This window comes from Macrococcus bovicus (assembly GCF_004359575.1).
Lineage (GTDB): Bacteria > Bacillota > Bacilli > Staphylococcales > Staphylococcaceae > Macrococcus > Macrococcus bovicus.
In genome coordinates this window covers 176,308-189,290 of sequence record NZ_SCWF01000003.1, presented here as the reverse complement: position 1 = coordinate 189,290, position 12,983 = coordinate 176,308, and the positions used below count along the sequence as shown (strand labels likewise).

General features: G+C 44.1%; 15 protein-coding genes, 1 other RNA gene and 1 riboswitch. Of the genes, 1 reads left to right on the top strand and 15 read right to left on the bottom strand.

Translation table 11 applies throughout. From position 1 onward, the window contains the following. Positions 1-15 precede the first annotated feature (15 nt). From sufD to ERX55_RS04735, 9 genes are all read right to left on the bottom strand, one after another. Positions 16-1,311 (bottom strand): Fe-S cluster assembly protein SufD, encoded by a 1,296-nt coding sequence (sufD, locus tag ERX55_RS04775; protein ID WP_133451455.1) that lies wholly within the window; start codon positions 1,309-1,311, stop codon positions 16-18. A 12-nt stretch (positions 1,312-1,323) separates the two neighbouring features. Then, complete coding sequence (gene sufC / locus ERX55_RS04770; protein ID WP_133451454.1) at positions 1,324-2,097, bottom strand: Fe-S cluster assembly ATPase SufC; 774 nt, start codon at positions 2,095-2,097, stop codon at positions 1,324-1,326. Between the two features lie 207 nt (positions 2,098-2,304). Next, on the bottom strand, positions 2,305-3,126 hold the full coding sequence (locus tag ERX55_RS04765) for a MetQ/NlpA family ABC transporter substrate-binding protein (protein WP_133451453.1): 822 nt from the start codon (positions 3,124-3,126) through the stop codon (positions 2,305-2,307). Positions 3,127-3,151: 25 nt separating this feature from the next. After that, the gene (locus tag ERX55_RS04760; RefSeq protein WP_424960680.1) at positions 3,152-3,847 is read right to left on the bottom strand and encodes a methionine ABC transporter permease; all 696 of its coding nucleotides are present in this window, start codon (positions 3,845-3,847) and stop codon (positions 3,152-3,154) included. Continuing rightward, on the bottom strand, positions 3,840-4,865 hold the full coding sequence (locus tag ERX55_RS04755; protein ID WP_133451452.1) for a methionine ABC transporter ATP-binding protein: 1,026 nt from the start codon (positions 4,863-4,865) through the stop codon (positions 3,840-3,842). Before ERX55_RS04755 ends, ERX55_RS04760 begins: the two co-directional genes overlap by 8 nt. A 67-nt stretch (positions 4,866-4,932) precedes the next feature. Continuing rightward, positions 4,933-5,033: riboswitch (SAM riboswitch) on the bottom strand. Positions 5,034-5,069: 36 nt separating this feature from the next. After that, positions 5,070-5,273, bottom strand: a complete 204-nt coding sequence (locus ERX55_RS04750; protein ID WP_243721456.1) for a YbbN family protein — start codon at positions 5,271-5,273, stop codon at positions 5,070-5,072. Positions 5,274-5,328: 55 nt separating this feature from the next. Beyond that, positions 5,329-5,712, bottom strand: coding sequence for a toprim domain-containing protein (locus ERX55_RS04745; RefSeq protein WP_133451450.1), 384 nt, complete (start codon positions 5,710-5,712; stop codon positions 5,329-5,331). A 69-nt stretch (positions 5,713-5,781) separates the two neighbouring features. Continuing rightward, positions 5,782-6,162 carry a glycine cleavage system protein GcvH gene (gene gcvH / locus ERX55_RS04740; protein WP_133451449.1) on the bottom strand — a complete coding sequence of 127 codons (381 nt, stop codon included), beginning with the start codon at positions 6,160-6,162 and terminating at the stop codon, positions 5,782-5,784. A 67-nt stretch (positions 6,163-6,229) separates the two neighbouring features. After that, positions 6,230-6,583, bottom strand: a complete 354-nt coding sequence (locus ERX55_RS04735) for an arsenate reductase family protein (protein ID WP_133451448.1) — start codon at positions 6,581-6,583, stop codon at positions 6,230-6,232. Positions 6,584-6,719: 136 nt separating this feature from the next. On the opposite strand from ERX55_RS04735, the gene ERX55_RS04730 reads away from it, so the two are divergent. Further along, positions 6,720-7,043: a thioredoxin family protein gene (locus tag ERX55_RS04730; RefSeq protein WP_133451447.1), complete on the top strand. Its 324-nt coding sequence runs from the start codon at positions 6,720-6,722 to the stop codon at positions 7,041-7,043. Positions 7,044-7,063: 20 nt separating this feature from the next. On the opposite strand, the gene ERX55_RS04725 is transcribed toward ERX55_RS04730, so the two are convergent. From ERX55_RS04725 to rnr, 6 genes are all read right to left on the bottom strand, one after another. Beyond that, positions 7,064-7,603, bottom strand: coding sequence for a nitroreductase family protein (locus ERX55_RS04725; RefSeq protein ID WP_133451446.1), 540 nt, complete (start codon positions 7,601-7,603; stop codon positions 7,064-7,066). A gap of 67 nt (positions 7,604-7,670) precedes the next feature. Beyond that, a complete protein-coding gene (gene aroD, locus ERX55_RS04720; RefSeq protein ID WP_165983707.1) occupies positions 7,671-8,396 on the bottom strand; it encodes a type I 3-dehydroquinate dehydratase in 726 nt (241 codons plus the stop codon). Positions 8,397-8,492: 96 nt separating this feature from the next. Further along, positions 8,493-9,488: a M23 family metallopeptidase gene (locus tag ERX55_RS04715; RefSeq protein ID WP_133451444.1), complete on the bottom strand. Its 996-nt coding sequence runs from the start codon at positions 9,486-9,488 to the stop codon at positions 8,493-8,495. Positions 9,489-9,782: 294 nt separating this feature from the next. Next, positions 9,783-10,140, bottom strand: a transfer-messenger RNA (tmRNA) gene (gene ssrA, locus ERX55_RS04710). 72 nt (positions 10,141-10,212) lie between these two features. Beyond that, positions 10,213-10,674, bottom strand: coding sequence for an SsrA-binding protein SmpB (gene smpB, locus ERX55_RS04705; protein ID WP_133451443.1), 462 nt, complete (start codon positions 10,672-10,674; stop codon positions 10,213-10,215). A gap of 10 nt (positions 10,675-10,684) precedes the next feature. Continuing rightward, positions 10,685-12,982, bottom strand: a complete 2,298-nt coding sequence (rnr, locus tag ERX55_RS04700; protein ID WP_133451442.1) for a ribonuclease R — start codon at positions 12,980-12,982, stop codon at positions 10,685-10,687. Between the last annotated feature and the right edge of the window lies 1 nt (position 12,983).

The following is a 12,983-nucleotide window of genomic DNA, read 5'->3' as shown; positions in this document are numbered from 1 at the left end:
ATCAGGACCTTTCTGTTATTTAATTGCTACTTTCTGTTCGATAACGTCTGTCAGCTGACGTCTTACCGCTTCAATCGGTAATTCATTGACAACAGGCGCCAGGAAACCATGAATGACTAAGCGTTCTGCTTCAGCCTGAGAGATACCACGGCTCATCAGGTAGAAGAGCTGCATTGGATCTACACGTCCAGCTGATGCCGCGTGCCCTGCTGTTACATCATCTTCATCAATCAACAGGATCGGATTGGCATCCCCACGTGATTTCTCTGACAGCATCAGTACACGCGATTCCTGCTGCGCATCCGCTTTAGTCGCACCGTGCTTGATATAGCCGATACCGTTGAAGATTGAAGACGCCGCATCCTTCATTACACCGTGCTTGAGAATATGACCGACAGAATTCTTACCGTACTGAATAATCTGCGTCGTGAAATTCAGTTTCTGTTCTCCGCGACCGACGACGACAGTCTTTAAGTTACTTGTTGAGTTATCCCCCATCAAGTAAGTCGTATTGTCATTGATTGTGTCACCATCGTTCATCAGACCCAGTGACCAGTCAATCGTTGCATCCTTGTGAGCGATACCACGACGGATGACGTGGCCTGTGAAACCTTTTGCCAGGAAATCAACAGTGCCGTAAGTGATTTTAGCGTTATCATTGGCGATAACTTCTGAGATCACATTCAGTTGTCCCGCTGCTTCTTCCACTGTGGATAAATAGTTCTCTACATAAGTCACTTCTGAACCTGTATCCGCTACAATCAGCAGGTGATTGAAAAGATTCGCGTCTTTGTCATCATGTAACACGACCATCTGAATCGGCGACTCAATGACCACGTTCTTTGGTACATAGATGAACAGACCGCCGTTCAGTAAGGCAGCATGTAAGGCAGTTAAACGATGCTCATCGACTTTAACCCCTTCAGTCATGAAGTACTGCTGAACAAGGTCACTATGCTCTGCCATCGCAGTGTGAATGTCTTTAATGATGACACCTTGTGCCGCTAAATTTTCGTCCACTTTCAGGAAAGCAGGCGTATTATTGTGCTGGACGTAAAGATTTTCGACAGCCTCAACATCAATGATAGATTTCACTTCTGCTGGTAACGCGTCTGTACTGTCAAAAGTTGTACTGTCCGCCGCATGATAAGTCACGTCGAAATTCCAGCGGTCAAGTCTTGTTTTGTCCGGTTTAGGCATGTCGATCGCGTATAAACGATTAAACGCATCTTCTCGAATCGCCGTCATCCATGCAGGTTCATTGCGGGATTCTGATAAACCTTTGATTTGTTCTAAGTTGATGTCACTCATTTCAGTTCCTCCTTATTCAGCTGCTTCATCCTGAATGTTTAATTCTTGCTTGATCCAGTCATAACCTTCTGCTTCAAGACGCTGAGCAAGTTCTTCTCCGCCTGACTTAACGACGCGGCCTTGCATCATCACGTGGACGAAGTCTGGTGTGATGTAGTTCAGAAGACGCTGATAGTGAGTGATGATCAGACAACCGAAGCTGTCGCCACGCATTTCATTGATACCTTTTGATACCACTTTAAGCGCATCGATATCGAGACCTGAGTCAATCTCATCTAAAATGGCAAACTTAGGTTCCAGCATCATTAACTGCAGAATTTCATTGCGTTTTTTCTCACCGCCAGAGAAGCCCTCATTTAAATAACGTGTCGCCATGTCAGGATCCATTTCAAGGAAGTCCATCTGTTTGTCCATTTTTTTGATGAACTGCATCAGGTTGATTTCCTGACCTTCCTCGCGACGAGAGTTAATCGCTGAACGTAAGAAGTCTGCATTGGTTACACCTGAGATTTCAGATGGATACTGCATCGCAAGGAAAAGACCTGCTTTCGCACGCTCATCTACTTCCATTTCAAGTACATTTTCACCATCAAGTAAAACTTCCCCTTGAGTGACCTCATATTTCGGATGACCCATGATTGCTGAAGATAAAGTTGATTTACCTGTACCGTTCGGTCCCATGATAGCGTGAACTTCACCTTGTTTGATTGTTAAGTTTACACCTTTTAAAATCTCTTTTCCTTCGATAGAAACGTGTAAATCTTTAATCTCTAATACTGATGCCATTTGTGTACCCTCCACGAATTATAATTATTTTAGACTTTTTATAGTTTATAATGATTTTAATTTACAGTCAAAGACTCTTAAATTCATTTACTCAATTATTATAACGTAAATAGATGGATTGTTAAACGGATTGAGACCATTTCATTGAGAATCATACCTGAGTGATTGAAAATAAAAAACACTCAGAACGAGTCTGAGTGTTAAAGATTAGTTTGCAGCGATAACTGCGCCTTTATATTTCTCATCGATAAATTTCTTAACGTCATCAGATTGAAGCGCTTTAACGAGTGCTTTAATTTTCGCATCGTCCTTATGGCCCTTCTGAACAGCGACTAAGTTAGCGTATGGTGAATCTTTATCTTCAAGTGCGATAGAGTCTTTCACTGGATTCAGTTTATTATCAAGTGCGAAGTTGGAGTTGATAATGACTGCATCGCCTTCGCCATTGTTGAACGTTTTAGGTAAAAATTCAGCTGCCTGTTTGTTGTTGAATTTCAGGTTCTTTTTGTTTTCAGCGATATCCTTGAATGTCGCTTTGACTGGGTCTGTACCTTCTTTTAATTTAATTAAGCCTGCTTTTGTGAAGAATGATAAGAAACGACCTTCTTCAGCCGGGTTGTTTGAGACGAAGATTTCTGCGTCGTCAGGTAGTTCATCCAGTGATTTATATTTTTTAGAATAGACAGCCATCGGTTCGATATGCACATTACCAGCAGATTCGATTTTATAGCCTTTTTCCTTCACTTCAGTGTCGAGGTAAGGTGTGTGCTGGAAGAAGTTTGCGTCTAATTCGCCATCGTTCAACAGACGGTTCGGTGTTGTATAGTCGTTGATGATTTTGATATCCAGTTTGTAGCCTTCTTTTTCAAGGATCGGTTTCACTTGCTCAAGCAGTTCTGCGTGAGGTGCCGGTGAAGCCCCTACTTTAATCGTTTTATCTTCTTTCCCGTTTTCTTTTGACTCGGAGCCACATGCTGTCAGGACAACAGCAAATAACAGCGTAAGTGCAAATACTAAAATTTTCTTCATCGTTTTTCTCCTTTGTATTTTATATTTAACGTTTGTCTGTGCGCTTCGCCAGGAAGTCACCGATAAACTGTATTGCAAAGACTATGAGCAGAATGAAGACAGTCGATACTAAGATCACATCATTCTGACTGCGGGTGAAACCTACTAAATAAGCAAGGTTACCGAGCCCGCCGGCACCGATAACACCGGCGATTGCCGTAGCACCTACCAGCGAGATCGTGGTAACCGTGATACCTGAGATCAGAGCTGGCAGTGATTCACGCAGCAGCACTTTCCAGATAAGTGTCCAGCGGCTCGCGCCCATCGCTTCTGCTGCTTCAATGACACCTTTATCGATTTCTTTCATACCGATCTCCACAAGACGGGCGTAGAAGGGAGCAGCGCCGATAATTAATGCAGGCAGCGCACCTTTGACCCCGCTGATCGTCCCCATCAGGACGTTGGTGAATGGAATAAGAAGCAGAATCAGAATAATAAACGGAATCGCCCGGAACAGATTGACAAAAAAGGCCATGATATTATAGAAAATCTTTGCCCCTCTTGATTTGCTGCGTGAAGCAAGGAATAACGCCGTTCCGATGATCAGACCGAATATAAAAGTGAAGATTGCCGAAATAATCGTCATATACAGCGTTTCATAAACAGCCACCCAGACATCCGGCCAGATGACATTCTCAAAACTGAACATTTCTCTTAACGTATCCATCATCGTATTATCCACGTCTTTCCACCTCCGCTTCAACGCCGTGCACCCTTAACTCGTCGAACATTCTTTCGACTTCAGCATTAAGGGCAGGCACATGTACGATCAGATGGCCGAAAGAACCGTTCTGCGTATGCTTAATGTTACCGGCAAGAACATTCGCATCCAGATCATACTTTCTGATCATCCGGCTGACAATCGGCTGCCCGGTAGAAGAACCGACGAACTTCAGGCGAAGAATCGCTCCGGTCGGATAATGTGCCATAATCTCATCGATAGAAGCTTCAACTTCAGCGTCTTTCAGATCATCTTTGACAAAGCGCTGTGTGACAGTTGACTGCGGATTTTCAAACACTTCCATGACAGGACCCTGCTCCACCACACGCCCATTTTCCATGACAGCGACCTGGTGACAGATTTTTCGGATGACCTGCATTTCATGCGTGATCAGAATAATCGTCAGTTTGAGCTGGCGATTGATGTTCACCAACAGCTCCAGAATTTCATCTGTCGTCTGCGGGTCAAGTGCACTGGTTGCTTCATCACAGAGCAGCACAGTCGGGTTATTGGCCAGCGAACGGGCAATGCCGACCCGCTGTTTCTGCCCCCCTGACAGCTGAGAGGGATAAGCATTTTCTCGGCCTTCAAGCCCGACCAGGCGAATCAGTTCATTGACCCGTGCAGTACGTTCAGTTTTAGAGACACCTGCAATTTCAAGCGGAAATGCAATGTTATCGAATACTGTACGTGACCATAGCAGATTGAAATGCTGGAAGATCATACCGATTTTCTGTCTTTTCTTTCTGAGGTCAGTCGGACTGAGCTCTGCAATGTTATCGCCACCGACGACCACATCACCCGTCGTCGGTTTTTCGAGGCCATTGAACATACGGATTAACGTACTTTTACCTGCACCTGAAAAGCCGATGACACCATATATTTCACCCTCGTTGATCGTCAGATTGACATCATCAACAGCGGTTATCATTCCTTTTTTTGTTGCGAACTGCTTGACAACATGATTTAACGTAATCACTTACGTACCTCCTTTAAACGAATAAAGCGTCTTTCCCGTAAAGAGAAAGACGCAATGAGTTCATCGTCTCTCATCTTCTAAAGCGTAAGCTTTATGTGAATTGGCACCATGTCATATGACGGTTGCCGGGTTTCATAGGGCACATCCCTCCACCACTCTTGATAAGAGTTATATTCAATTGTTATACATATTAGACTACAATATTTAAATCGTCAATACTTTACGAATAATTTCATAAATATTTGTGACGGATTCAAAACGATAGATGGTTTCCACTACTTCATCGTCTTTTACAATGAGCAGAACAGGCACACTCATCAGCTGATAGCGCTGCGCGAATGACGCCGAAAAATTTAAATCTACTTTCATTATATTGACTTCAATCAGTTCTGGCATGATGTCTATCATGCGCTCTGCGACCTTACATGTACCGCAGAGGGGCGTATAACCGAATATCACATAATTACCAGACGGGGCTGAAGGCAAATACTCCCTGACTTTCATCTTCCGCTTCCAGACCTTTCACTTCAAACTCATGTTTCATTAATTTTTTGGCGAGATAATCTACAGGGCAGCGGCCGACCTCACCATAAGTCGGATCAATATAGATATGCTTGCATTCACTTAAATGGCGTTTGAACCAGCTGCGAATGTTTTTCCCCGCTTTATCAGCATCAGTCATGATATAGACGTTATGGCCTGTCAGTTCATCGAGCATCTCGTCCATTTTACTGACACCCATCGTGCCGTTCGTGCAGATAATATGTACAGGTTCAGATAATACTTGTTGTAACTTTTTCTTGTCAGACTTGCCTTCCACAACTATGACTTTACTGATTACAGACATCTCATCACCTTTTCATATGCAGTTATAAAAAAATCCTTGATAAGCATCTTATCAAGGAAATTATAGCATTTACGCGTTAATCATTTCATCATATTGAGCTTGGTCAAGTAACTCATTTAATTCATCGTCACTTTCAGTCTCAACTTTAATCATCCAAGCATTTTCATAAGGAGATTCATTAACGAATTCCGGAGAATCTTCAAGTTCGCTGTTTACTTCTACAACTTTACCACTAAGCGGCGCATATAATTCTGAAACCGTTTTAACAGACTCAACGCTGCCGAAAGGTTGTCCTGCTGAAATTTCATCGCCGACTTCTGGAAGTTCAACGAAAACGATGTCTCCGAGCTCTGATTGAGCGAAGTCAGTGATACCGATTGTTTTGATGTTTCCTTCTGATTTTACCCATTCGTGATCTTTAGAATACTTTAAGCCTTCAATAGTTGCCACAAAAATCCCCTCCTAATAGTAATTACACTCTAATAATGACACAGCATGACAGCTTATTCAACATTTTTTATAGCCAGATCTGTCGATACTGTTCCTCCATGAAACCAAGCGTAATCTGCTTACCGTTGGTTGCAAGCGGTCTTTTAACGAGCATCCCATCAGATGCCAGAAGATTTAATTTTTCATCCAGTGGTAACGCTTCCAATTTATCCTTCAGTCCAAGCTCGCGGAACTTAGTGCCTTGACGGTTGAACAACTGATCGACCTCAACACCTGTATCCTCAATCAACTTCCTGAATTCAGCAGCAGTCGGTGTCAGCTCCACAATATGAATCGGTTCAAAGCTGACGCCATGCTCCTGCAGAAACTGAGCTGCTTTTCTACATGTTGAACAATTAGGTAACTGATAAAATTTTAGCATCGTCTTCCTCCATAACAGTAAGATAGAATAATAGTACCAATATTTCGACAATAGGACAAATGTCTCTCAAGCTCATCGTTTATTTTTTGACCAAGAATGGTATATACTCAATATAAAGACAAAAAGGAGCATGACTATGAGAACAATAAGTCAATATGCAGAATTCGAAGAGATTATTAATCAGGATGAACAGATTGTTGTGAAATTCTTTGCTGACTGGTGTCCGGACTGCTCAAGAATGGACTACTGGATTGATCCGATTGTTGATGAGTACCATGACATCACCTGGTACAAAATCAACCGTGATCAAGTGCCGGAAGCTGCAACGGAAAATGACGTTATGGGTATTCCGAGCTTACTGATCTTCAAGAACGGTGTGAAACAAGCCCATCTTCATTCAGCCAATGCCAAGACCCCTGAAGAAGTGAAAGCATTTCTAGCAGAACATATCGAAAAATAAAAGCCGGCATAGCCGGCTTTTTAAAATTCACTGATTAAATTGATATTTTTACGCGGCTTGCCCGCTGTCTCTTCAGGCAGCTCAGTCAGATACACTAAACCATGAATCATCTCATGATCATGAATACCGAGTGCCTCGTTGAACTTCGGCTCAGTCAGGCTGGCAGGTGTCTTGATGCAGCTGCCGATCCCTGCATCAAAGAGTAGCAGCGATAATGTCTGCATATAGCCTCCAACAGCGAGCAGGTCCTCCAGACGCTGCTTCTGTCTACGGTCTACCGGTCCTGCAATAATAAGTATGCCGCCAAGCTTGGCAGCCATATCGATAAATGCCTGTCCTTTTGCACTGTCATTCTTAAAGTTGACTTCAGCAAAAAGGCGTCCATAAGCTGGTAAACGGTCCTTCTTCACCCAGATTACGCGCCATGGTTCACGCATACCGTGATTCGGGGCATAAGCGGCCAGCTCAATCGCCTGCTGTATCTTGGCGTCCTCAAAATGACTATCCTGCTCAAACTTTTTTATGCTTCTTCTATTAATGATCAGGTCCTGAATAGACATGAGAAAAGTCCTCCTCTAGTTGATAACTATTATCAATTATAGAGAAGGACGATTATTTTGTAAATGCTTACTGATAAATCTCCATCAAGGCCTTCAACTGCTGAACGTGCAGCTGACCCGGCGCTGCTTCTTGACCGATATGGCCATAAGTCAGCGCTGAGCCGAAGACACCGCCTGCTAGACGACTGAGTTTCCCTTGTTCACCCATCGCTATGCCGACAATATGATGATCGGAATCCTGCTTCGTTTCGTAGACAGCAGTCAGAAGTTTCAGCACGTCGCGGCCATCTTCAGGCATGACCGCAAGCTTGCTGTAATCTACGTTCAGCTGCTGCATATGCTGATAAAATGCTTTCATTTCTTTCAGGCTCGGCGTGTGGTCCATCTCATGATGAGAAACCAGCACCTGGATCCCCTTGTCATGTGCAAGGTCAATCAGCTCATTCCGCAGGTCTTCATAAAGGAAAAGCTCAATATCAATGATATCGATGTGTCCTTCTTCAATAATAGAACGGTTGAGCGCATAATATTCATTAGGTTCAAGCTTGCCCTTGCCCCCTTGACCACAGGTGCGATAAGTAAAGATGATCGGCAGATTACTGAATTTCTCTTTCAATGTCTTGAGGTCTTCCAGATAATCCGCTGTCTGGTCCCCGCCACATAGGTCAGCCCTATACTCGATAATGTCAATATAGAGCTCATTATCCTCCACTTTCTTATAGAGGTCTTCCCACTGATCCTTATCGGCGGATAAGGTCACTACTATTTTAGATTTCACATTCACTTTATCCATAACGTTCCCTCCGTTCTCATTATAAATATATACCATATAAATGCTTGAAGTAAACGAATAAAAGAGCCCTGAACTAAGTTCAGAGCTCTGGTCATGCTATTGCTGATTGACATAGTTTGTCGGATCAACAGCGTATTCATTACCGACGCCACCTGCCATACGCTGGAAATGCAGATGCGGCGCAGTGGAATTGCCTGTGCTGCCGGACAATCCAATCTGCTGGCCAGCTGAAACAGTCTGTCCTGCAGAGACATTCAGTGAATTCATGTGCATGTACCACTGATAATAGTCGCTGTCCGCTTCTTTGATGGTGACCTGATTACCGCCGCCGTAATTACTCCAGCCAGCCTGAATAACAGTTCCGTCAGTGAGTGAGTAGACCGGTGTATTCTCAGGCATATCATAGTCGACACCATAATGCGCCCCGCCGCCGTAGTATTGACCGTAAGGCTGCATCTTACTGTAGTTCTTCAGCCAGCTGCTTGACGCTTGTGCATCATCAGATTGAGCCGTTTCAGTTGTCTGCTGTGATGCAGATGCTTGAGATTGTAGTTGAGTTACGTTAGTTTGAGTTGAAGCTGTGTTTTGTTTTTGAGATGATGTTTGACCTGCCGACTCATGATAGGACTGAGCTGAAGGACTTATGTTCGTCTGGCGCCCAGCCACCGGCTCTGCTTTTTCTTCATTGACATTCACAGAAGTTGGAACCTGAGCCATATTCACGTGACGACTCGGCTGTGCTATATCATAACCCTTTTTCTCAATATCTTGATGCGACTGGGATGCGGAATAGTTATTGTCCGGAATAAATATATTCAGTTCACTTTTCGGGAAATAGAAATAATGCTTTTTATGATTGCGATCCGTCAAATAGAAATACCATTCCTTATCATCAAACATGCTTTGGTCCCATTTACCATCTTTCGTATGATGATAATCGCCCTGCATATCTTTTGTATAATAAGAACTGTACTCATAAGAATAACCCGTCACAGGTTCTTGGACGATTTCATCTGCCTGAACGTCATAACCTCCGCCTGAATAAAGTGCGAATCCGACACCAAGCGCTGAAGCTGCTATAAATTTTTTCATCTGTTCATTTCCTTTCGTGTTTCGTGATAAATTAACTCTAGCAGTCTAACAGGCTGAAATAAACACATGTAACAGCTTTGTATTGCGCTTTTAAAACGATAGCAGCGATATTAATGTATTTTGTCCATTTGTTGAACATTGTTACAGAGCGTCATCTTCGGGTAATATCGAGTATGCAATATCCTCACATAAATGAACAATTGTGACAAGCCGTTTTACTGGACAGTTTCGTTTTGTAAGTCTGTTGTAATGTTTTTGGGTACAAAAAAAGTTCATCCGTTAAGATGAACTCATATATGGAGACGGCGGGAGTCGAACCCGCGTCCAAAGATCCTGCAGTTGATACTTCTACGTGCGTAGTCGCATTGTTAAGGTTTCACTATTAAGCTGACAATGGACAACCTACTTAATAGCTAGCCCGATTCATCTCTTCTGTTCAGACTCCAGGCGGAAGTGAACAGCGTATCCTACTTCAGTTGAACCTCGTGCTCAGGCACATAGGCGATGCTTGAGAGAGGTGCAGAGTGCGATTAGGCAGCTACTGCGAAATTGTTTGTTTTGCCAGTTATTATAACTGTTGTGTTGATGCGGAGACAACCCTCCGGCACGCTATACCAACCCAAGTGACCCCTGTCGAATCCGTAACGCCCCCTGGATACTATTTAACTAGCAACATATAATATAACAAATAGAGAAGAGAGGTGCAAATCATCTGCACCTTCATCTAGTATTTACCTTTCAATGCTCTATCCATCTCGCGCTTCGCTTCCTTCGCTTTCAGGGCATGTCGCTTATCGTAGTCTTTCTTACCTTTTGCGAGCCCGAGCAGCATCTTGCAGTAACCGTTCTTGATATATAGCTTGAGCGGTACGAGTGCATAGCCCTGCTCCCTTGTTTCACCGAATAACTTATCAATCTGCTTACGCTTAAGTAACAGTTTACGTGTTCTCAGCGGATCATGATTGAAGCGGTTCCCCTCTTCGTAAGGAGCGATGTGCATATTATAGACATACATCTCACCTTTGTAGACACGGGCATAGGAATCACGCAAGTTAGCACTGCCTCGTCTGATCGACTTGATTTCAGTGCCTTTCAGCTCAATGCCGGCTTCAATCGTTTCTTCAATTGTATAGTCATGACTCGCTTTTCTATTCTGTGCGAGTGTCTTGCCTTCACCTTTCGGCATATTTTCACCTCTATTTCTTCTTGCCGCGTCCAGCATTCTTTACAGCTTTTGCTTTGTAGAACGGCTTTTTATTCTGACCGCCGCTTCTGTTACTTCTTCCTTTACCTCTTCCTTTACCGCGAGGTTTACGGTTATCATCCTGACCTTTTTTCTCAGTACGGATGACTGTTCCCCGCGCCTTACGCTCTACCTGTCGTGGTTCCATACCGACGATGCTGAAGTCAATCATGCGCTCGTCGATATTGACGCTGAGTACTTTAATCTTGACTTTATCCCCAATACGGAAGACTTTGCCGCCACGTTCCCCGATCAACGCCATCTGACGTTCATCAAAGTGATAGTAGTCATCCGTCATATTCGTATTATGCACCATGCCTTCAATCGTGTTCTCAAGCTCCACAAACATGCCGAAGTTTGCCACGGACGAGATAATGCCTTCGAACTCCTCACCGACATGCTGCAGCATATATTCAGCTTTTTTGAGATCATCAGTATCACGTTCTGCATCTACTGCACGTCGTTCACGTTTTGACGTGTGATCACTGATTTCGACAAGCATTTCTTCCCATTTGTCCTGTGCGGCGTCATCCATTGATTGCTCAATCAGATACTTACGAATCAGACGATGCACGATCAAGTCCGGATAGCGACGAATCGGCGAAGTGAAATGAGTATAATACTGCGCTGACAGACCGAAGTGACCGAGTGACTGCTCGGAATACTTCGCCTGCTGCATACTCCGGAGCATCAATGTAGAAATCACCATTTCTTCCGGCTTACCTTTAATCTCTTTCGCGATGGTCTGCAATGTTTTCGGATGAATATGCTCTGTACCACCGCGCACCATAATACCGAAGTTCGCGATGAATTCGAAGAAACGTTTGATTTTATCTGCTTTCGGTTCTTCGTGGATACGGTAGATAAATGGCACCTTCATATAATGGAAATGCTCAGCAATTGTCTCGTTTGCTGCCAGCATGAACGACTCAATCAGGCGTTCACCCTTGCCGCGCTCACGGATAGCAACATCAAATGGCACGCCGTCTTCATTGACCAGAATTTTCGCTTCCTTGAAATCGAAGTCAACTTCTCCGCGGCGCTTACGCATTGCAGCCAGAATGGTATTCAGTTCCTGTGCATCTTCAATCATCGGTACTATATGGGCGTATTTGTCTCGCAGTTCTTTATCTCCAGCCAGAATCTCATTGACATCGCTGTAGGTCATCCGTTCATCTGAGTAGATGACACTCTGGAAGATATCATGATGAACAACTTCACCCTCAGGCGTAATCTCCATCTCACAGCTCATTGTCAGCCGGTCTACCTGCGGATTCAATGAACAGATGCCATTGGACAGGCGATGAGGAATCATCGGAATGACGCGGTCAACTAAATAGACACTCGTGCCGCGCTCATAAGCTTCCCTATCCAGTGCAGAACCTTCCGTCACATAATGACTGACGTCTGCGATACTGACTGTCAGAAGATAATTTTCGCCTTTACGTTCAAGACTGATGGCATCATCTAAGTCCTTCGCGTCAGCACCATCAATGGTAATCGTCAGCTTATCTCTTAAATCCCTGCGCCCTTTAATATCTGCAGGACTGATAGCATCCGGGACACGTTCCGCCTCTTTGATAGCGTCTGGCGCAAAATCAATATTGATACCATGCTGATAGATGATGGACAGAATATCGACACCCGGGTCATTTTTATGACCGAGAATCGCAGTGACATGTCCTTCAGGGTTACTGCTGCCATCTGGATAGGCTGTCAGCTCCACCAGTACTTTGTGGCCTTCCACCGCTCCTAAGTTACGTTTCTTCGGAATAAAGATATCCTGCGTGATCCGTTTATCGTCAGGCAACACAAAACCGAAGTGTTTCGCTTCTGTATAGGTGCCGACAACGGTTGTTATGGCGCGGTGGGTAATTTCCTTGATGACGCCTTCCTCGCGGCCGTCGCGACCTTTTGAGACTTTGACGAGAACCGTGTCGCCGTCCATGGCCTGATTGATAGCATTCGGCGGAATAAAGATATCTTCTATCCCTTCAGTCGTCGGACGCACAAAAGCGAAGCCTTTTTTGTTCTGACTGACAATCCCCTCAACATACTCAGAGTCAATCAGCATATAACGGTCCTCTTTTGTCCGTTTGATCTTGCCCTTTTGTTCTAATTCAACCAGTATTTTGACGAGTGCCTTGAATTCCTCCGCGTTTGACAGCGTCAGTGCCTGTTCGATATCACTGATGGCAAGCGCCTCGCCTTTTCTAGTCTGTAGAATGTTTAAAATTTCTGTTTGTGTCATA